We start from the raw sequence: 21,174 nt of genomic DNA on the forward strand, positions 1-21,174 counted from the left end.
TAGTTATAATTTTGAAAGGATTATTTTAGATGATTCAAGCAAATAATGTCACTCTTCGTTTTGGCAAAAAAGCCCTTTTCGAAGAAGTTAATATCAAATTTACAGAAGGAAACTGCTACGGTATCATTGGTGCCAACGGTGCTGGTAAATCTACATTTCTTAAGATTTTATCAGGTCAGCTTGAGCCTACAAGCGGCGAAATCACAATGAGCCCAGGCAACCGTCTTTCATTCTTAGAGCAGGATCACTTCAAGTACGATGAATTCACAGCTCTTGATACAGTTATCATGGGTAATCAGCGTCTCTATGACATCATGAAGGAAAAGGACGCTATTTATATGAAGGAAGATTTCTCTGATGAGGATGGTATCCGTGCAGCTGAGCTTGAGACAGAGTTCGCTGAGATGGATGGTTGGAATGCTGAGGCAGATGCCGCTACACTCCTTAACGGTCTTGGAGTTGATACAGAGTTCCACTACTCTCAGATGGCAGACCTCCCAGGTGCATTAAAGGTCAAGATTCTTCTTGCTCGTGCACTTTTCGGTTCACCAGACGTACTTCTTCTCGATGAGCCTACTAACCACCTTGATTTAGATGCTATCGCATGGCTCGAGGAATTCCTTATTAATTTCGAGAACACAGTCATCGTTGTTTCACATGACCGTTACTTCTTAAATAAGGTATGTACTCATACAGCAGATATCGACTACGGCAAGATTCAGCTTTACGCTGGTAACTACGACTTCTGGTATCAGTCTTCACAGCTCATTATCCAGCAGCGTAAGGAAGCTAACAAGAAGAAGGAAGAGCAGATTAAGGAATTACAGGAGTTCATCCAGCGATTCTCTGCTAACGCTTCTAAGTCTAAGCAGGCTACATCTCGTAAGCGTGCATTAGAGAAGATTCAGCTTGACGACATCCGTCCTTCAAGCCGTAAGTACCCATACATCGACTTCCGCCCACAGCGTGAAATCGGAAACGAGGTTCTTTCAGTTGAGAATCTTACCAAGACAATTGATGGCGAGCTTATCCTTGACCACCTTTCATTCAACGTTGGTCGTGAGGACAAGATTGCATTCGTTGGTTCAAACGAAAAGGCTAAGACAGTTCTCTTCCAGATTCTCGCAGGTGAGATGGAACCAGACGAAGGAAGCTACAAATGGGGTGTTACAACATCTCAGTCATACTTCCCTAAGGACAATACAGAAATCTTCGCTACAGACCTTCTCATTGTAGACTGGCTTACACAGTTCTCTGAGATTAAGGATGCAACTTATGTACGTGGTTTCCTTGGCCGTATGCTTTTCGCTGGCGATGACGGTGCAAAGAAGATGAAGGTATTATCCGGTGGTGAAAAGGTTCGTGTTCTTCTTTCTCGTATGATGATTGAGAACTCTAACGTCCTTATGCTGGACGAGCCTACTGACCACTTAGACATGGAGTCAATCACAGCACTCAACACTGGTCTTCAGAAGTTCTCAGGTGTTATCCTTTTCTCTTCTCGTGACCACGAAATCGTGCAGACTACTGCAAACCGTATCATCGAAATCCTTCCAAACGGACAGATGATCGACAAGATGACTACATACGACGAGTACCTCGAGTCTGATGAAATGGCTCGTAAGCGTACAGTACTTGAGCTTTCTTCAGATGAGCTCGAGGATGACTAAACATTATTATTCTATAAGTGATAGCTGGCACCTTTCGGTGCCAGCTATTTTTATAGGATTATTATGTCTCTTAATAATTCTAATTACTCTAATAGTCCTAATTCAAAATAAATGAAATCTGTGACTATTCCGTTTCCTGGATAAATAAAAATCCTATGGAGACCCCAATATATTGTCATTCTTTAATATTGTGGTACATTTGGAAGGTTTAGGTACCACAATATTTATGTATATTTGCAAGTTTGAGGTACTGCAGTACCCCAAGCCTTGAGATTTTGCAATTTCTTGATGTACTTTTTCGTTTTCCAGTACCTCAAGCATTATATGTTTTGCAGGTATTGGGGTATTGCCGCTCCCCAATGTTCACATATTGCCTTTATCTTGTGGTACCTTTCACTGGCATTGGTACCACAAAACCTAAAAAACCAATGTACCTTGGGGTATGGGTGTGTTTGCCCAATACCGTTTGCCCAATACTAAAATATGAATTATGCTTGATATTATTTACCAACAGCGAAAGAGCGCCCCCGAATGATATGTACCCTCTTTACTGGACAAAGTAAATGTCCTGTAAGGAGGGTTATTTTTATGCGTTATAGTATGGAATTTATATTAGAGTGTATTGATTTGTATCGTTCTGGCAAGTGGCCTGAAACTCCAGAAGGCATAAAGAATCCGCAAAATTTTCATAAAATGATAAGACGCTGGAGTCGCAGAGAAGAAGCTTTAGGTTCGGAAGCCTTTTGCAATAAGAAAAAACTGCGTACTCCTGAAGAAAAATACGCATTAGTTTCTCGTGTTATTGCAGGTGAGTCTATTCAATCTGTTTCTTTCGAGCAAGGAATGCATCAAGGGACCTTATATAAGTGGGTACAAGATTACAAAACTCAGGGGTATAATGGATTAGTAAAAAACAAAGGAAGGCCTTCAAAGGATTATTCTATGAAAAAAAATACTAACCCACGCCCTCTTACAGAGTCAGAATTAGAAGAACTTATCAGGCTTAGAGCTGAAAACGAATATTTAAAAGCAGAAAATGAAGTAATAAAAAAAAGGATTGCCTTGAGGCAAGAAAAGTGGGCTGCGCAACTCAAGGCGAAAAAGCAGCAATCATCAAAAACCTCAGAGAAGAAGGATTCCAATTAAAACATCTTCTTAAAGCTTTTCACATGGCTAAATCAACATACTATTTTGAGATTAGCAAGAAAGATGTTGTTGCTGAACGCAATCAAGAAATACTTGAAGAAATAAAAGTATTTTTGAATCTAACAAGCGTAGGTATGGTGTTAGACGTGTTCATCAGGGAGTTGATAAATCGTGGGTATATAGTTAATCATAAGCGCGTTCAGCGTCTTATGCATGAAGCTGGATTATTAGGGAAACGTCCTAAGGAAAAATATCATTCTTATAAGGGCGAAGTTGGAAAGATTGCTGATAACATAATAGATAGAAACTTCAGTACAACTGCGCCTTTGCAGAAATGGACAACAGATGTGTCCCAGTTTAATTTTACATGGGGAAAGTGTTACCTATCGCCAGTTCTAGATATGAATACGAATGAAATCATTTCATATGACTTATCTAAAAGCCCTAATCTTGAGCAAATAGAAAGAATGTTAAATAAAGCATTTGATAAATTTCCATCAGTGGAAGGTCTTATATTTCATTCTGATCAAGGATGGCAATATCAGCATGCTCTCTATAGAAACACTTTACAAGAGCATGGAATTATCCAATCCATGTCTCGAAAAGGTAATTGCTATGATAATTGCATTATGGAAACTTTCTTTGGCAGATTGAAAAATGAAATGTACTATGGTTATGAGAAAGATTTTTCTTCTTATGAAGAATTCGCAAAAGCGATTGATGAATATATAGATTATTATAATAACAAAAGAATTCAGGCAAAAACAAAATGGATGCCACCTGTACAATACAGGATAGCATCCATGTGTTCAGCCTAGTTCATAAATATGTGTCCAGGATTCTGGGTACATATCAGAAAGGGCGCTCTTCCTGTGGAGTTAAGAATTAAAAAGGATTGAAAAAAGTTTTAGTAATACTTTCCCTTTATGCAAAAATTAATAATTAGTCTTCAGGCACTTCAATTGCTTCAGCTGTAGTCTTCTGACCTTCTGCAATCTCTACATTTTGCTCTGCAGTAGCAACACTAGCATCTGCATTTGCCTTTGCTTCATCAGCTGCCACCTTATTTTCAGCTGCAGTCTTTGCCTGTTCCTCTACATCCTCTAACAGGTCGCCGGCAGCTTTAACAGCATCTTTAGCACTAGTTACCTCTCGTTCTGCACGTTCCTTTTGATCGTCCAAGTCAGCTGCTTCAATTTCTGCATCAATAAGTTTCTTCTCATCTTCTGCAGCCTTTACAGCAGATGCTGCCTTTGCGTTCTCCTCTTTTTTTGTGTCCTGAGCAACTTTCTCTGCATCCTCAGCAGCCTTTGTTTTAGCCAATGCTTTATCATTAGCATTCTTAGCATCATCTACAGTTGTCTGCATCTCGCTAAATGTTGTAACAGCATTTTCTGCATTTGCTTGTGCCTTAACAGCTCCTGTATAATCAGCTACCGCATTATTAATCTTACTTCCTGCTGCCTCTTTTGCATCATTTGGAGTCACTTCTGTTCCTGCATACGCTGTTGGATTGCCACCTTCATCTGTGGTTACAAGAGCTTGCTTTGCATCTTTTGCATCGTTATAACATCCTAATTTTACAAGCTCTGCTATGGCTGCATCAAGAGCTTCAAGAGCTTCTTTTTTTTGAGCCTCAGTAGCACCATCCTTAGTATATGCCGCAACCGCCTCACTTACTGCCGCAATCTGAGAATCTGTATTATTCTCTGCAGTCTGAATAGCCCTTGCAATAATACGCTCATTTATTTCACCATCAGAGCCTATTGCTCCAGGTACCAATGTTGTGAGAGCCCCCTTCTTAATTGAAGTGTTCTTTGCTGCAGTAGCTGCAGCCTCATTTAATGCATCAGTTGCAAGAGAAATACCAGTAGCTGTAATAGTTGTATATGCTTCTTCATTCTGAAGATTCAATGTATCATTAATTTCTTTTACTAACTTGCTTGTAGCTGTATTTAACGCTGTTGTTTTTCCATCAGATATTATCTTAGCTGCATTAAATGCATCAGTTGCCGCTGCAACTGCATCTTCCTGTTCTTTAGCCACCTTCGTTACAGTTGCTTTTGCATCTTGCACAGCCTTCTCAGCAATATCCTGACGCTTCTCGGCTTCTTCAATTTGTGATTCAATTGCTGCCAGCTTACTATCCGCAGCTGTCTTTGCTGCTTTTGCCTGCACTTGAGCTTCCTTTGCAGCCTTTACTGCTTTATCCGCAGATTTAACAGCTTCATCCGCTTTCTTTACAGCAGTTGCCGCATTAGTTGCATTTGTGTTAGCAGCTCTTAATTCGGTATTAGCTGCCTTAACTGCTTTTATTGCAGCCTGCACAGCTGCGTCTTTATTAGCATCTGTAGGTGATTTCTGGGCAAGTGAAATTGCATCATTTGCATCACCTATAGCTTTAGTAGTATCCATATTTGCTGATGTTACTGCCGCAGCGTTAACTGCACCTAATGCATTTGTAGCGTTTGTATTCGCTATAACCAAACCTGCATCTGTTACCGCCTGATTTGCCTTGCCTAATGCCTCAATAGCTTCATCTAAAGCTTTATCAGCTGCTTCAGCTGCTTTTGCCGCTGTATCATAAGCTTCCTCCGCCTTCTCAGCCTCAGTCTTCTCAGGTTCTGGAGCTGGTGTAGGTGTTGGCTCTGGAGTTGGTGTAGGTGTTGGCTCTGGAGTTGGGGTTGGTGTTGGAGTTGGAGTAGGTGTTGTACTCTTCTTTCCGCTGCCACCGCCACTTGAAGAGCTTCCTGAAGAAGTGCTTACTGGTGTAGCCTTACCTGGAAGAATCTTCTCTGCAGGGAATCCACCCTTTGTTCTATGCTCAGCAATTCCGAATAATACGAAATGTTTATAATACATAGCGATATCATCGCCGAAGGCTGCAGCAAGATCTGGATAAGCCTCCTTATAAACATTTACATCAAAGTAAGTGTTAATCTTTCTTCCTTCCTTGATACCAAATGTCATAAAATGAGTAAATAAAGCATCTGCATTATTGCCAAAAGCTGCAACTACATCTGGATAGAGCTTAGCATAAAGCTCTGAGTCAAATATCTGGCGGATAGGATTGTTAGCCAGGTCCTCTGCACTTCCAGCACGGCCTTCCTTCTTACCAAATGTGTTGTAATGATTCTCCAATGCCTTTGCAGATGTTCCTACTGCTGCAACTACGTCTGCATTCTGAGATGCATAATAATCTGCGTCAAATGCAGCATAGGCTGGCACAGATGTTGCAACTGTTGCTGCTGCCACTGTGAGTGCCATAAGTTTCACAAGTTTCTTGTTTCGAGTCATAGTTTACTGTCCCTCCTAAAATTATTATTTCTCCCAGTCCCCAAATATTATGCAACCATTTGGTAGCACGGAAGAGTCAAAAATATGCAGCTTTATGCTGCCCCCTAACTTTTTCTGCCACCAAATGGTGGCATCCATGCACTTAATATACCACCATTTGGTAGCATTGTCTTAGAGTTCTTGATTATTTAACATATTTTTCACACTCTTTTCATTTCGATGTTAATTTATCTGACAGCATTCTTTAAGGGAGGGTTCGTTTGTATATTAAGAGACTTGAAGACCTAAGAATAGATCACGATTTATCTCAACAGCAAATTGCGGATATACTCTTCTGTAAAAGAGAGGTCTACAGAAGATATGAAAAGGGGATAAGAGAATTACCGCTTTCCTATGCTATAAAGCTTGCGGATTATTATAGGGTATCATTAGATTATTTAGTTGGGAGAACAGATAAAAAATAAGCTGGATGGAATTCAAATTTGAATTTCATCCAGCTTTTTATTAGGGTTAAAATGCTGCCATAAAATACGAAAGAGACGCCAGCGGAGCGTCTCTTTCAAAAGGGAGAATAATGTTATGAAAAAATTGTATCTCTTTCGAGATGAGTATATATTAACTAATAATTATGTACAAATAAAGTGTATTTTGTGAATAGTTTGTGAATTTACAAAGTTTTCTGTCAACTTAAACGTTTTCTCAAACTTCGCTTTTCACATGACCCGTAAACTCCGCTGGTAGCTTCTCTTCAATTCAATAGGAAGCGTAATTACTGAATTGTCTCAACCTTGATAGTGTTTGTGTTTCCACAATTGCCATCCATAGGACCGCCTGTAAGAACAACCATGTCACCCTTGTTTAAGTCAAGCATCTGCTGTACACGGTTAACTGCATGGTAGAACATAACGTCAAGAGACTTGAACTTGTCTACAAGAACTGGTGTAACACCCCAGCTAAGTGCAAGCTTTCTCCATACCTTCTTATCTGTAGTCATAGCAACAACATCAACAGGGCATCTGAAACGGCTTACGCGACGAGCTGTGTAACCTGACATTGTGCAAGCAACGATAGCCTTTGCGCTAACGTCGATAGCCATTGAACATGTTGAGTGGCAAACAGCATCTGGTGTAGTTGTGATTGAAATATCATCCTTATGGAAACGACCTTCGTAGTTGATGTCGTTCTCTGTTGTCTCAGCGATTTCAGCCATTGTAGCAACAGCCTGAACTGGGTACTTACCCTGAGCAGACTCGCCTGAAAGCATGATAGCTGAAGTACCATCATATACAGCGTTTGCAACGTCAGAAATCTCCGCACGTGTTGGACGTGGATTTGTAATCATTGACTCAAGCATCTCTGTAGCAGTAACAACTCTCTTACCAAGTGCACGTGCCTTAGAGATAAGTTCCTTCTGAACAGCTGGAAGCTTTACGAATGGAATTTCAACACCAAGGTCACCACGAGCAACCATGATACCGTTAGCAATCTCAAGGATTTCCTCTACATTGTCAACACCTGGCTGGTTCTCGATCTTTGCGATAACCTCGATATCCTCTCCGCCGTTCTCGTCAAGGAATGTTCTAAGCTCTACCATATCCTTCTTTGTAGAAACGAAAGATGCAGCAATGAAGTCAACATCGTTCTCGATACCGAAAAGGATGTCCTTCTTGTCCTGCTCTGAAAGGTAAGGACCAGACATAACCTTGTTAGGGAAGCTCATAGACTTCTTGTTTGACATTGTGCCGCCTGTTGTACACTTTGTAATAACGTCATGACCTTTAATCTCTGTAACCTCGAAGAACACGATACCATTGCAAACTGAAAGTGTATCACCAACTGCAAGATCGTTGTGAAGGTTCTTGTGAGTAACAGAAACACGTGTCTCATCACCCTCTACATCATCTGTTGTGAAGATAAATGTATCACCTTCCTTAACTGTAACAGAACCGTCCTTGAAAGTCTTAATACGGTACTCAGGTCCCTTTGTATCAAGAAGAATTGCGATTGGAAGGTTGAGCTTCTTACGAACCTTCTTTACCAAATCCATCTTCATTCCCTGCTCCTCATGATCACCATGGGAAAAATTCATTCTGGCAACGTTCATACCAGCCTGTGCCATAGCTGTGAGAGTTTCCTCGTTCATGCTGGCTGGGCCGATAGTACAAATAATCTTAGTCTTTCTCATCAAATTACTCCTCTTATTTCTAAAACCTAACATTTTAATATGTAAAAACACTTGTTTTTAAAAAAAATCAAAAATCTTATCAATAATAACACCAAATGCCCCATTCGTAAACAAAGGTTAATTAATTAACAAAAGAGTGAGATCAATTTTGTGCAAATTGACCTCACTCAAACATTTAAGTAACTATATTTTTATTTAAAAATTGTTAGAATGCCAAGCTTAGAAAGTACATAAGCTAGAAGTGCACATACTGCTGCAATTGCTGCAATAATGGCAACAACCGCTGCTGTACCAAGTCCATCATTTACAACAGCTTGAGGTACTTCCTCTTCAGGAACCTTCTCCTCTACTGCAGGCTGCTCTGTGGCATCCTCCACTTCTCGGATTGTTACACTAACAAGCATTAGTATTTCCCCGCTCGACAGCACGTCTCGCTAAGGAAATCTAATAGCTTGTTAGTTACAATCCTGTATTTACAGCACATCGTTACGCTTTATGTACGCTGGGGTTACGGATTCAGACACAATTTTCTTCACGTTCTTTACCTTTACCCATTTATCGATAACTGCGTTTTCGATGTAGGTGCCGTCGCTGATATCAGCATAAGAAAGAATGATGGAATTCTTTACTATGGCGCCTTTTCCGATATGAACGTGGCGTCCTATGATTGAATTCTCAACTGTTCCTTCGATTAAAGCTGCATTACAAACCATGGAGTTAGTAACCTTTGCGCCTTGGAAATACTGAGTTGGGCAGGCATCGGTAGTCTTTGTGTAGAATGGCCAATCCTGCTTGAAGAAATCCATCGCTGTGGCGTAATCCAAAAGTTCCATGTTAGCTCTGTAATAATCATCCAGGCTGGTGATTGCTGCGAAATAACCCTTGTGCTGATAACCTCTGATATCAAGAGTATCGCAGGAAAGTGCAATAATATCAGCAAGGGAATATGCACTGGACTCTCTCTTTGCCTTCTTAATCAACGCTACAAAAAGGTCCTTCTTCATTACATAGGTGTCCATGCTGATATTCTTATCCTTAGCAGTACCCATGTTTCTAGTGATGCTCTGTACACCCTTTTGCTTATTAAGCTCCACCACATTGCAGGCTCTGTAATATTCCTTTGCCTGATCAACCTTGTGATAAAGGATCGTAATATCATTTCCAGCCTCCACATGGTCATCCAAAAGCTTCTGATAATCCTGCTTGTAAACCATGTAGCTTGGAGCAATAATCACGTAATCCTGAGGCATACGCTCAATCTGCTCCAGATTCTCCATGTATGCTGTAATATCTGTATTATAGATAGAATTTGCACCATTATTCTGAGTAAACAGAAGCTGCAGGTTACCACGCTTTGAATTGATATTATAATGGCGTCCTGAGCCAATGTGCTCAACAATCGAACGAGGTCTGCTGTTCAAATATACGTGAATACGATTGATTCCACTATTACTCATATTTGATAGTGGAAAATCGATAACACGAAATCTTCCTATAAATGTAAAGGCTCCGATTGGTCGATAATCGTGAAGGCCCTCAACTCTAATATAATTAGCTGCCGAATTAATTACACCAAATGCTTTATTTGCCATAGCTTAATCCTCCCCCTTTACGTTTTTAGCCACGAGAAGGATTTCCTCGCTCTTTTTGTCGCCAACCTTGGCATTCTTGCCGATTCGAACATTTTCAGCTACAAGAGCTCTTGTAACCACTGCCCCCTCCTCAACAATAGCACCTGGCATAAGCACAGAATCAATGACCTTTGCTCCCGGAGCAATCTTACAATTCGTGAAAATTACAGAACGCTGAACAGTTCCACCAACTGCAGCTCCCTGATTAATATAAGCCCCGTCAATCTTTGCCGTAGAAGCAATATACTGAGGAACGATTCCTGAATCCTCAGTGTAAATCTTCCAAGAAGTATCATCCAAATTCAGTTCATTATCGCTATCAAGAAGATCCATGTTTGCTTCCCAAAGTGAATCGATAGTTCCAACGTCCTTCCAATAGCCAGAGAACTCGTAAGCGCAAAGCTTCTTTCCACCATTCAGCATTACAGGAATAATATCCTTACCAAAATCGTGGTCAGAGTCTGGATTCTTCATATCCTCCACAAGCAACTTGCGAAGTGTCTTCCATGTGAAAATATAAATACCCATTGAAGCCAGATTGCTCTTTGGCTTTGCAGGCTTCTCCTCGAACTCGATGATGCGTCCCTCACCATCAGTATTCATAATACCGAATCGGCTAGCTTCCCTCATTGGTACACCACGAACTGCGATTGTAGCATCTGCCCCCTGCTCTTTATGGAAGCGAAGCATCTTATCATAGTTCATTTTATAAATATGGTCGCCCGAAAGTATCAGGAGATATTCTGGATCATAGGCATCAATAAAATCGATATTCTGCGATATTGCATCTGCAGTACCGCGATAAACATCAAGACCTGAATCAGCCTTCTCACGTGGTGTCAAAACGAAAACACCGCTGTCCTTTGTATCAAGTCCCCATCTGCCACCTGCAGCAACATAACTGTTCAACAGTACAGATTCATACTGAGTGAGGACACCTACAATATCAACGCCTGAATTGGCACAATTACTAAGTGGAAAATCAATGATGCGGTACTTACCGCCATAAGAAACTGCTGGCTTTGCAACTTTATTGGTCAAATCGTGAAGACGACTGCCACGACCACCAGCCAAGATCATGGCCAGCATATTAGATTGAGCCATAAAACTACCTCCCTTTAAGATACATTATTTTTCTTCTTATTTATAGTTTACACATTTTGCACAAAAGTAGCAATAAATCTTTAAGTTTTTTGTGGAATTTTCATGCAGAATTCAAGATTTCAATTGTAATCTATTGTCTTAATATTTAAATAATTCTGAATATAAAAAAATAGTATATTTTTGCTTGACGTGGGAGTGGAACCGTAGTATTATACTTCTTGTCGCGAGGGACAAGAGCTCAGCGACAAACAAATAAATCAAGTATGGTTCCTTGGTCAAGCGGTTAAGACGTCGCCCTCTCACGGCGAAAACAGCGGTTCGATTCCGCTAGGAACTGCTAAAAGCATCGCGAAGCGCGATGCTTTTTTTTGCCCTTTGATGATATCTATGTTTACGGGCCCCGATGATATATACCCTGCCCAGTTCTCATGCAGCATTTGAGCAAAATGTTAGATTTTCTTAAGCTACTAGTGGAGCTTTTTGTGGGTGTCCTTCCATTGATTTTGCACTTCGAATTTGAAAAAAGAGGGCCTTGCCCTACAAAAAAGTGCTAGAAAATTTCAATTGAAATCTTCTAGCACTGTATTATTTATTCTTTATGTACATCTGATAAAGTCTTTTCCTCTACAGCTGTCGCTGCATCTAAATTAGGCTCATGTTTCTTCTCAGCCTCCGCTTCTGGCTCCTCACATGGGAAGGTCATAAAGCTAAGATATTGTGCCACATACTTTTTATCAACTCTAATCTTGTTCTTTCTAAACAGTTTTTTGATGTATCCTATTTCAACGTATTCAGCTCTCTCTTCCTTGGTAGCTTTCTTTGTTTTTTCGTTCTTTGTAGAATCCTCGACTAAAGCTTTTTCCTTATCTAAATCTTCATAATCAAAATGGAAGGAATCAATATTGTCACAAATAAACTTTATAGGAACAGGATAAACCTTACCAGCTTTTGTCATTACAGGCTTATCGCCACACAGGAATTTATCATCCACTCTGGAGTACACATACAACTCCTCGTTATCAAAGCTTTTGTCCTCGTTAAGCTTTCCGCTCAAATTTACCAGTAAGTGGGATTCCTTTGGTTTTATACTGTCACATAAGAATACCATAAGAATACCCTCTGCAATTATAATAAGTGACAAAACTAAAATAACCTTTGAAAGATTCGAACCATATATATTTATAGCCACATAGGAAAATAACGCACCTACAATAATAAACACATATGCAAAACAGGTATAATACCATGCTTCTTGAGTCTCGCTTAATTTTTTCTTCCTGAAATCCATTAATGAAAAATAACCGATTATGAGGATGGCAACAACAATAAGCCCCAACATACCTATCAATATTAATGGATTAGAGCGCATAGCAAATGTATACACAACATTTATAAACGCTGTCATAGCTAATATGACAAGCGTTGCAGCCATATCCTTCTTTTTCTCAGCCTTTTCCCCTAATAACAGTATTTCAAGAATATTTCTGTTAAGCAGTTTTTTGTAAGAACAAAAAGCACCTAAAGACATCAATATAACTGCGACTATTCCAACAATTGTATTGCCAACAGGTCCTAAATCGATGTACTTACCAATAGTATCCAAAATAGCACTCATATACTTAATCTCCCTTCATTATTTACTCAAATTATATTATATGAGCAAATATTGTGCAACGATTCTAACATTTAGAGGTTTTTTCTTCATATTAAAAAGGAGTCATCCACCATCATGGATAACTCCTCTCAATATAGCTTTTTATAATTTTAGAAAAGACCCTTTACTGTAGGGTAAAGCTTCTTGAACTCCTGATATCTCTCTTCGTATTTACGAATCAACTCCGGATCTGGCTCAACTGTTGTCTTAACCTTTACAAGCTTCTCGCAAGCCTCTTCTACAGAAGCGTACTCGCCGCATCCAACTGCTGCAAGGATAGCTCCACCAAGACCTGGGCCTTCCTCGTTTTCAAGGATATCAAGCTTAAGGTTCATAACTGAAGCGATAATCTGCTGCCATAATGGAGACTTTGCACCACCACCGCAAATCTTAGAGCGCTCTATTACGATACCCTGGCTACGTGCAACCTCAAGGGAATCACGAAGACCAAATGCAACACCCTCAAGAACTGCCTGTGTCATATCCTCACGAGTTGTGTCCATAGACATTCCGATGAACATAGCACGTGCATCTGGATTGTTGTGTGGGCTACGCTCTCCCATAAGGTATGGAAGGTAGAATACGCGGTTCTCGCCAAGATTCTTGATGCCTGCCTGCTCTGCTGGGTAATCCTTTGTCTTAAGGATTTCATCCATCCACCATTTGTTGCAAGATGCAGCTGAAAGCATACATCCCATAAGGTGATATCCACCATCAGCGTGATCAAATGAGTGAAGAGCGTTTGCAGGATCTACTGTAAAGTTCTTGCTAGAAATGAAGATTGTACCAGATGTACCGATTGAAAGATTGCACTTGCCCTCTCCAACTGTACCTGTACCTACAGCTGCTGCTGCGTTATCACCAGCACCAGCAATAATCTTAACATCGTTTGTGAAGCCAAGCTCTGAAGCAACCTCTGGCTTGATTGTTCCAACTACTTCGTAGCTCTCATAAAGCTTTGGAAGCTGAGACTCTGATACCTTGCAGATATCCATCATCTCTTTGCTCCAGCAACGATTCTTAACATCAAGAAGGAGCATACCACTGGCATCTGAATAATCTGTGCAGAAGCTTCCAGAAAGCTTGTAAGCAATGTAATCCTTAGGAAGCATAATCTTTGCAACCTTTGCCCAAAGCTCTGGCTCGTTCTCCTGCATCCAAAGAATCTTTGGAGCTGTGAAACCTGCGAAAGCGATATTTGCTGTGTACTCAGAGAGCTTTTCCTTTCCAATAACGTTGTTAAGATATTCTGTCTCTTTTCCTGTACGTCCGTCATTCCAAAGGATAGCTGGACGGATAACATTATCATCAGCATCAAGTGTTACAAGACCGTGCATCTGTCCACCAAATGAAATACCAGCAACCTGGCTCTTATCAACCTCTGAAGTAAGCTCCTTGATACCAGCTACTACCTGAGTCCACCAATCCTCTGGCTTCTGCTCAGACCAACCTGGATGAGGGAAGCTGAGGGCATATTCTTTTGATACGATTTTCTTGATATCGCCGTTGCCTTCCATAAGAAGAAGCTTAACAGCTGATGTACCAAGATCTACACCAATGTAATACATTTTCTATTCTCCTTTTCGTAAACCACGCCCAAAGGGCGTATATTACACATATTCTAGTAAAATAAAAAGTGACTGACTCAAAGCCTCGGCAAGCGCGAGCAGGGAAGTATCATACCGAACTAGGAGGGCGCCGCGAAGCGATAGCGTAGCGGAAAGTTGCCTAGCGAAGGTATGAGGGGTGCCCTGCGGGAGCATGAAAATCTCCAAGTCAGTCACATCTCAGTTTAAATTATCTCCATGGATTCTCTGTAGGGTATCTTACACCTGCTGGCTGGTTGTATCCGATCTCATCAACCTCTACTCCGATGTACTTGAATACCTCGAAGAGTGCCTTTCCATAGTGTCCGAATGCAACAGCTCCGTGATGTGGGAATCCCTTCTCGATTAACCAGTGACGGTAGAAGCGTCCCATCTCTGGAATAGCGAATACACCGATTGAACCGAATGACTTTGTGCGAACATCAAGAACTTCCCCCTGTGCAATGTAAGCGCGAAGCTTGTTGTCAGCTGTAGACTGGAGTCTGTAGAATGTGATCTCACCTGGAGCGATATCACCTTCAAGTGTTCCGTTTGTAACCTCTACAGGAAGTGCACGAGCCATAATCTTCTGGTTTCTCATCTCGCAGAATGCAAGCTTTCTAGAGCATGTATTTCCGCAGTGGAATCCCATGAATGTATCCTCAAGTGTGTAATCTGTCTTACCCTTGATTTCCTCATTGTACATATCCTTTGGTACTGAGTTGTTGATATCGAGAAGTGTTACAACATCCTCTGATACAACTGTACCGATGAACTCTGAAAGACATCCGTAGATATCAACCTCGCATGATACAGGGATTCCTTCGCCTGTAAGACGTGAGTTAACATAGCAAGGAACGAAACCAAACTGTGTCTGGAATGCAGGCCAGCACTTACCAGCGATTGCTACGTATTTACGATATCCCTTGTGATCGCGAACCCAATCCTTAAGTGTAAGCTCATACTGAGCAAGCTTCTCAAGAACCTCTGGCTTCTTGTTACCAGCGCCAAGCTCCTTCTCCATATCTGCAACAACTTCTGGAATACGGCTATCACCAGCGTGCTTATTGAATGCTTCGAAAAGATCAAGCTCTGAGTTCTCCTCGATTTCAACACCAAGGTTGTAAAGCTGCTTGATTGGTGCGTTACAAGCAAGGAAGTTCATTGGTCTTGGACCAAAGCTGATAATCTTAAGATCTGAAAGTGCGATTACGGCACGAGCTACCCCCTCGAAGTCGTGAATCATATCTGCACAATCCTCAGCATCACCTACTGGATACTCTGGGATCCAAGCCTTTACATTGCGAAGCTGAAGGTTGTAAGATGCGTTAAGCATACCGCAGTAAGCATCTCCTCTACCATCGAGAAGGCTGTTGCCTGACTCCTCAGCTGCAGCACAGAACATCTTAGGTCCATCGAAGTGCTTTGCAAGAAGTGTCTCAGAGATTTCTGGACCAAAGTTTCCAAGGTATACGCAAAGTGCGTTACATCCAGCCTTCTTGATATCCTCAAGAGCCTGTACCATATGGATCTCGCTCTCAACGATACATACTGGACACTCATAGATATGCTCAGCGCCGTACTTCTTTGTATATGCAGCGATAAGTGCCTTTCTTCTGTCTACTGATAAGCTTTCTGGAAAGCAGTCACGAGAAACTGCTACTACACCAATTTTTACATTTGGCATGTTTGTCATAGTTATTACCCTCCTTAAAATACCGGCTCCCTTTCACAAAAAAATAAAGCCTCTAAAACGTTTTCTTTGATGATATGATAATATCAGACAAAACGTTTTGGAGACTTTTAAAAATTTACTACGTGATGGTTTATTTTTGACTTTCTTTTGTTAATTATGTCAAAAAAGTTACTTCATTTCTCGAATTAGATTTACCATTTCGATAGCTCCCTGAGCACATTCGAAGCCTTTATTGCCTGCTTTTGTGCCAGCACGCTCCACAGCCTGTTCAATAGTATCGGTAGTAAGCACGCCAAACATTACAGGTATTCCAGCGCTCATGCTCACCTGTGCAACTCCCTTTGAAACCTCCGCACATACATAATCATAATGTGATGTAGCACCGCGAATCACTGCACCAAGACAAATTACAGCGTCATATTTTTTACTTTCTGCCATCTTCTTTGCAATAAGAGGAATCTCAAATGCACCTGGCACCCATGCCACTTCGATATCCTCTTCCTTTACGTTCTCTCGCTTAAGCCCATCAATGGCTCCACCTAATAATTTTGAAGTGATGAACTCATTGAAACGAGCAACGACAATGCCTATCTTTACACCTTCTGATACTAATTTTCCTTCATAAACTTTCATTTTTTATTATCCTCCTTTTAAACCGCTAATATATGCCCCATGCGAGCTTTTTTTGTTTTTAAATAGAACACATCATATTTATTTGCTTGTATTTCAATTGGCACACGACAATTTATCTCCATGCCGTAATCAGACAACTGGTACACCTTGTCTGGGTTGTTTGTAAGAAGATTTAGCGAATGAATTCCTAGGTCACGTAAAATCTGTGCACCTGTGTAATACTCTCTTAAATCTCCTGGGAAGCCAAGGGCTATATTTGCATCAAGCGTATCCATACCTTCATCCTGAAGCTTGTATGCCTTCAGCTTGTTTACAAGACCGATTCCTCGTCCCTCCTGTCTCATATAAAGAAGAACTCCGCGACCTTCACCCTCAATCGCCTTCATCGCTGCATCAAACTGCTGTCCACAGTCACATCTCATGGAACCAAACACATCTCCTGTGAGACATTCAGAATGAACACGACAAAGCACATCCTTTCCATCTGTAATATCTCCCTTTACAAGCGCCACGTGATGCTCACCATTCAATTTATTGATATAGCAATGCGCCATGAACTCGCCGTAGCGTGTTGGCATCTTTGCAATAGATACACACTCCACAAGCTTGTCATACACCTTTCTGTATTCCACAAGCTCAGGGATTGTAATAAAGGTTATTCCCATATCCTCAGCAAGCTTGCGCAGTGCCTCGCCTCGCATCATGGTTCCATCCTCCGCCATGATTTCACAGCAAAGGCCACATTCCTTAAGACCAGCCAGCTTCATTAAATCCACTGTTGCCTCAGTATGCCCTGGACGTTCTATGACGCCACCTGCTTTAGCAACCAGTGGAAACATATGGCCCGGGCGTCTGAAGTCCAAAGGGCTCACATCATCCCTAACACTGTTTCGGGCTGTCATTCCTCGTTCTGCTGCAGATATACCTGTGGTTGTATCCACATGGTCAATGGATATCGTAAATGCGGTTTCATGGTTATCTGTGTTATGGCTTACCATTGGTGGAAGCGCCAGCTTAAATGCAAGCTCCTCACTCATTGGCATACAGATAAGACCTCTTCCAACTGATGCCATAAGATTTACATTTTCTGTGGTAGCAAACTCTGCTGCACAGATGAAATCTCCTTCATTCTCACGTCCTTCATCATCCATAACCATGATGACCTTACCATTTTTCAAATCATCAATAGCTCTTTCAATCGACTCTCTTCGCATTTTTCTTCCCTTCCTATGAACTTCTTTATATATTTTCCAACTACATTAGTGTTAGCATCTAAATAGTACAAAACAAAATGAGATATTCCCTTCAAGTATTGTATAATCAACAAATGGAGGAACTCATTATGTCACGTCAAAGAAAACAACACAGCAAGCAATTCAAGTTGGATGCCATCAACTATCGTAAGGAGCATCCTGATCTCACTCAATCAGAGTGTGCCAAGAACCTAGGAATAGGTGTCAGCACCTTGGCCCGTTGGGAATCTCAGTACAGAGACCACGATGGCGATATTCCTGTTCGTGGTTCGGGTAATTACGAATCAGATGAAGCGAAGGAAATCGCTAGATTGAAACGTGAGTTACGCGATGCTCAGGATGCACTTGATGTGTTAAAAAAAGCCATCAGCATTCTGGGGAAAAATTAACGGAAGCTATCTATACTGAAGTTTCCGCAAAGGTAGAGGCATCTAAAGTTACTGGACACCGTGTTTCTACTTCTGGAATGCTGAAATTTTTAGGTGTTTCTCGCTCTGGATATCGCTCTTTTCTTAATCGCAAGGTTTCTGCTACTAAGCAACGTAAAGAAGCGGTTAAAAAGAAAATCCAGACCATCTATGATGATTCTAAACAGAACTACGGAGCCCCTAAAATAGCACAGACTCTTCGCAATTCTGGAGAAACTATATCCGACCGCACTGTAGGTTTATACATGCGTGAAATGGGCATTAAAGCCCAGTGGGTGAAGCCTTGGACTACCACAACCAGAGACTCTGATTTTAGCAAAGAGCTTCACAACATCCTTGATGAACAATTCAATCCAGATAGACCAAATGCTGTTTGGTGTACTGATATCACATATATTTGGACTCAGAACGGATTTGTTTATCTGAACTGCGTCATGGACTTATTTGCCAGGAAAATCATTGCCTGGACCCTCGCAGAAACCATGGAGGTTTCTACTGTTATTGAAACTATTGAAAAAGCTAAGGCTAATCGAGACACTGATTTACCTTTGATTATCCACTCTGACCGTGGTAGTCAGTATGTTTCAAAGGCCTGGCAAGAAGCTACTGCAAAGATGCAGCGTAGCTACTCTCATAGTGGCTATCCTTATGATAACGCCTGCATCGAATCCTTCCATTCACTAATAAAAAGAGAATGGCTTAACAGATTTACCATTACCGATTACAGGCATGCATACATGCTTGTTTTTGAATACATTGAAGCATTCTATAACACCGTCAGGATTCATAGTCATTGTAACTATATGTCTCCTGATGAATATGAAAGGTTGTATGAAAGGGTGAAGTCTCCGTCAGTTGCTTAACTGGCAGAACCTCTCATTTTAATTTGTACTAAATCTTGACACAGGACCACATCATTTTCCAGATTAACTACATCCCCTATCTTTTTATGACCCAAAACTGTCTCCTTTAATGTGTGGGGTATGATACTAACCTTAAAACTGTCATAACTCACTACCGCTACAGTCAGGCTGATTCCATCTATAGTGATGGAGCCCTTTTCCACGATACCTTCCATGATTTTTCCATCAGTTCTTATCTCGAACCAGACTGCATTGCCATCTTGTCTTATGCTTTTTATAATGCCTGTGCCATCAATATGTCCGCTTACAATGTGTCCGCCAAAGCGACCATTTGCAGCCATTGCCCTTTCCAAATCCACTGGACTTCCAACACCAAGTGCTCCTAAGCTAGAACGTGAAAAGGTCTCGTTCATAACATCAGCAGAAAACCCATTAGCGTTATGCTCAACCACCGTGAGGCACACGCCATTAACAGCTATGCTGTCACCCATATGGATATCCTCAAGTACCTTGCTGCAGCTGATGGTAATACGCTGCTGCTTTCCACCTCTGGTGATTCTTTGAACCTTTCCAAGTTCTTCAATAATCCCGGTAAACATTAGTAGATCACCTCGTTTTCTATAATCAGGTCATCTCCAGCCCAAGTGGTATTTATTGGATTTAGCTTAATTGCATCATTAATATCCGAAATTCCAAGCCCCTCCACAGGTGATTTGCTGTTTCCGCCGAAAATCTTTGGTGCCATATGAATATGAATTTCATCCACTATTTTGCTTTCCAGCGCACTGAAGTTAATAGTTCCACCACCCTCCAGCAGGATGCTGTCTATTCCCATATTTCCAAGCTCCACCATCAGAGAATTCAAGTCTATTCCATTTTCAGTCCGTGGCAGCTTAAGTACAGTACATCCCGCCTTTTCGTATTCAGCAATTCTACTTTCATTTTCCGATGAGGTCGCAATTATGGTCTTAATCTCACTGGCAGTCTCGACGATTTTGGAATTGATCGGAGTTCGTAAATACGAATCGCAGATAATTCGTACCGGATTATTTGATGGTTCATCAAGTCTGCAATCCAGTGATGGATTATCGATGATTACAGTAGAAACTCCTACCATTATTCCCGACAGATTCTTCCTTAGTCTGTGAACATTTTCCCTTGCCGCATCGCCGGTTATCCACTTGGACTCACCACTTGCTGTTGCTATCTTTCCATCTGCAGTCATAGCGTATTTCATCACCACATAAGGGAGCTTGGTCGACATATATTTGTTGAAAACACGATTCAGCTTTTTGCATTCATTTTCAAGCATGCCAACCTCTACCCTGATTCCGTTGTCCCTAAGAATCTGGGCGCCTTTCCCTGCTACTACGGGATTCACATCAAGGGTTCCAATCACCACTCGTTCGATGCCACTTTCAATTATTGCCTCTGTGCATGGTGGTGTTTTTCCATAGTGGCAGCAGGGCTCTAGTGTTACATACATTGTGGCCCCCTTTGGATTATTTCCCTTTTCTTTGCAGTCCTTTAGAGCATTGCGCTCTGCATGAAGTCCACCATATTTTTCATGGTAGCCTTCGCCAATAATCTGACTATCTTTTACTATTACTGCGCCCACCATTGGATTCGGATTTACGAATCCGGCACCCTGCTCCGCAAGAGCTAGCGCCCTTTCCATATAATATTTGTCTTCCATATTTCCTCCCAAATAAAAAAGCCTTGGATTTCTCCAAGGCAAAAAACAGTTCATTCCTAAAACCAAAACAGGCTCTGAGATATAAAAATCTCAGAGCCCAATTAATTCTACAAATAAACCGGATGCTAAAAAACATCCACCATCTTCTTTCATCCAGACTATACTGTCGGCTTCGGAATTACACCGAATCATGCCTTGCGGCTCGTGGGCTGTACCACCGGTAGGGAATTGCACCCTGCCCTGAAGATAACTATTCAATTGACTTGATACTAAATGACTTGAAGTATATTGTCAACAATAAACTTCCTCCATACAACATGACATTTGTCACA

At 41.2% G+C, this 21,174-nt stretch carries 18 protein-coding genes, 1 tRNA gene and 1 riboswitch; of the genes, 7 read left to right on the forward strand and 12 right to left on the reverse strand.

Annotation, left to right across the window (positions count from 1 at the left end; all coding sequences use genetic code 11):
• Positions 1-29: 29 nt before the first annotated feature.
• The 3 genes from FXF36_RS05630 (at position 30) to FXF36_RS05640 (ending at position 3,634) form a co-directional block, all read left to right on the forward strand.
• Positions 30-1,670, forward strand: a complete 1,641-nt coding sequence (locus tag FXF36_RS05630; protein WP_151622862.1) for an ABC-F family ATP-binding cassette domain-containing protein — start codon at positions 30-32, stop codon at positions 1,668-1,670.
• 588 nt (positions 1,671-2,258) lie between these two features.
• Complete coding sequence (locus FXF36_RS05635) at positions 2,259-2,816, forward strand: helix-turn-helix domain-containing protein (RefSeq protein WP_151622863.1); 558 nt, start codon at positions 2,259-2,261, stop codon at positions 2,814-2,816.
• Entirely contained in the window at positions 2,747-3,634 is an 888-nt protein-coding gene (locus tag FXF36_RS05640; RefSeq protein WP_151622864.1) for an IS3 family transposase, read from the forward strand. Before FXF36_RS05635 ends, FXF36_RS05640 begins: the two co-directional genes overlap by 70 nt.
• Positions 3,635-3,758: 124 nt before the next feature.
• Here the strand turns inward: FXF36_RS05640 and FXF36_RS05645 are convergent, their stop codons facing one another.
• Positions 3,759-6,113 (reverse strand): hypothetical protein, encoded by a 2,355-nt coding sequence (locus FXF36_RS05645; protein ID WP_151622865.1) that lies wholly within the window; start codon positions 6,111-6,113, stop codon positions 3,759-3,761.
• A gap of 260 nt (positions 6,114-6,373) precedes the next feature.
• Between FXF36_RS05645 and FXF36_RS05650 the strand changes: the two genes are divergently transcribed.
• The gene (locus FXF36_RS05650; RefSeq protein ID WP_151622866.1) at positions 6,374-6,577 is read left to right on the forward strand and encodes a helix-turn-helix domain-containing protein; all 204 of its coding nucleotides are present in this window, start codon (positions 6,374-6,376) and stop codon (positions 6,575-6,577) included.
• 305 nt (positions 6,578-6,882) lie between these two features.
• Here FXF36_RS05650 and pyk read toward each other — a convergent pair whose 3' ends face one another.
• The 4 genes from pyk to FXF36_RS05670 form a co-directional block, all read right to left on the reverse strand.
• On the reverse strand, positions 6,883-8,298 hold the full coding sequence (gene pyk / locus FXF36_RS05655) for a pyruvate kinase (protein ID WP_151622867.1): 1,416 nt from the start codon (positions 8,296-8,298) through the stop codon (positions 6,883-6,885).
• Between the two features lie 191 nt (positions 8,299-8,489).
• A complete protein-coding gene (locus tag FXF36_RS05660; protein WP_151622868.1) occupies positions 8,490-8,702 on the reverse strand; it encodes a hypothetical protein in 213 nt (70 codons plus the stop codon).
• A gap of 69 nt (positions 8,703-8,771) precedes the next feature.
• On the reverse strand, positions 8,772-9,890 hold the full coding sequence (glgD, locus tag FXF36_RS05665) for a glucose-1-phosphate adenylyltransferase subunit GlgD (protein WP_151622869.1): 1,119 nt from the start codon (positions 9,888-9,890) through the stop codon (positions 8,772-8,774).
• A gap of 3 nt (positions 9,891-9,893) precedes the next feature.
• The gene (locus tag FXF36_RS05670) at positions 9,894-11,033 is read right to left on the reverse strand and encodes a glucose-1-phosphate adenylyltransferase (RefSeq protein ID WP_151622870.1); all 1,140 of its coding nucleotides are present in this window, start codon (positions 11,031-11,033) and stop codon (positions 9,894-9,896) included.
• Positions 11,034-11,298: 265 nt separating this feature from the next.
• Here FXF36_RS05670 and FXF36_RS05675 point away from each other — a divergent pair.
• A tRNA-Glu gene (locus tag FXF36_RS05675) sits at positions 11,299-11,370 on the forward strand.
• Positions 11,371-11,622: 252 nt separating this feature from the next.
• Here FXF36_RS05675 and FXF36_RS05680 read toward each other — a convergent pair.
• From FXF36_RS05680 to FXF36_RS05700, 5 genes are all read right to left on the reverse strand, one after another.
• Positions 11,623-12,648 carry a hypothetical protein gene (locus FXF36_RS05680; RefSeq protein ID WP_151622871.1) on the reverse strand — a complete coding sequence of 342 codons (1,026 nt, stop codon included), beginning with the start codon at positions 12,646-12,648 and terminating at the stop codon, positions 11,623-11,625.
• A 149-nt stretch (positions 12,649-12,797) separates the two neighbouring features.
• Positions 12,798-14,255, reverse strand: coding sequence for a xylulokinase (gene xylB, locus FXF36_RS05685; RefSeq protein WP_151622872.1), 1,458 nt, complete (start codon positions 14,253-14,255; stop codon positions 12,798-12,800).
• 229 nt (positions 14,256-14,484) lie between these two features.
• Positions 14,485-15,969 carry an L-fucose/L-arabinose isomerase family protein gene (locus FXF36_RS05690; protein ID WP_151622873.1) on the reverse strand — a complete coding sequence of 495 codons (1,485 nt, stop codon included), beginning with the start codon at positions 15,967-15,969 and terminating at the stop codon, positions 14,485-14,487.
• A 168-nt stretch (positions 15,970-16,137) separates the two neighbouring features.
• Positions 16,138-16,602, reverse strand: a complete 465-nt coding sequence (gene ribH, locus FXF36_RS05695) for a 6,7-dimethyl-8-ribityllumazine synthase (RefSeq protein ID WP_151622874.1) — start codon at positions 16,600-16,602, stop codon at positions 16,138-16,140.
• Between the two features lie 17 nt (positions 16,603-16,619).
• Positions 16,620-17,816 carry a bifunctional 3,4-dihydroxy-2-butanone-4-phosphate synthase/GTP cyclohydrolase II gene (locus FXF36_RS05700; RefSeq protein WP_151622875.1) on the reverse strand — a complete coding sequence of 399 codons (1,197 nt, stop codon included), beginning with the start codon at positions 17,814-17,816 and terminating at the stop codon, positions 16,620-16,622.
• Between the two features lie 128 nt (positions 17,817-17,944).
• Here FXF36_RS05700 and FXF36_RS05710 point away from each other — a divergent pair, with 128 nt between their 5' ends.
• Both FXF36_RS05710 and FXF36_RS05715 read left to right on the forward strand, forming a co-directional pair.
• The gene (locus FXF36_RS05710) at positions 17,945-18,244 is read left to right on the forward strand and encodes a transposase (RefSeq protein WP_151622876.1); all 300 of its coding nucleotides are present in this window, start codon (positions 17,945-17,947) and stop codon (positions 18,242-18,244) included.
• A gap of 8 nt (positions 18,245-18,252) precedes the next feature.
• Entirely contained in the window at positions 18,253-19,146 is an 894-nt protein-coding gene (locus FXF36_RS05715) for an IS3 family transposase (protein WP_151622877.1), read from the forward strand.
• Here FXF36_RS05715 and FXF36_RS05720 read toward each other — a convergent pair.
• Together FXF36_RS05720 and ribD are read right to left on the reverse strand one after the other, a co-directional pair.
• Positions 19,143-19,745: a riboflavin synthase gene (locus FXF36_RS05720; RefSeq protein ID WP_151622878.1), complete on the reverse strand. Its 603-nt coding sequence runs from the start codon at positions 19,743-19,745 to the stop codon at positions 19,143-19,145. The two genes, FXF36_RS05715 and FXF36_RS05720, sit on opposite strands and share 4 nt — an antisense overlap.
• Positions 19,745-20,842 carry a bifunctional diaminohydroxyphosphoribosylaminopyrimidine deaminase/5-amino-6-(5-phosphoribosylamino)uracil reductase RibD gene (gene ribD / locus FXF36_RS05725; RefSeq protein ID WP_151622879.1) on the reverse strand — a complete coding sequence of 366 codons (1,098 nt, stop codon included), beginning with the start codon at positions 20,840-20,842 and terminating at the stop codon, positions 19,745-19,747. Before ribD ends, FXF36_RS05720 begins: the two co-directional genes overlap by 1 nt.
• A 137-nt stretch (positions 20,843-20,979) precedes the next feature.
• A riboswitch (FMN riboswitch) is annotated at positions 20,980-21,094 on the reverse strand.
• Positions 21,095-21,174: the final 80 nt, after the last annotated feature.

The organism is Pseudobutyrivibrio xylanivorans (assembly GCF_008935055.1).
Lineage (GTDB): Bacteria > Bacillota > Clostridia > Lachnospirales > Lachnospiraceae > Pseudobutyrivibrio > Pseudobutyrivibrio xylanivorans_A.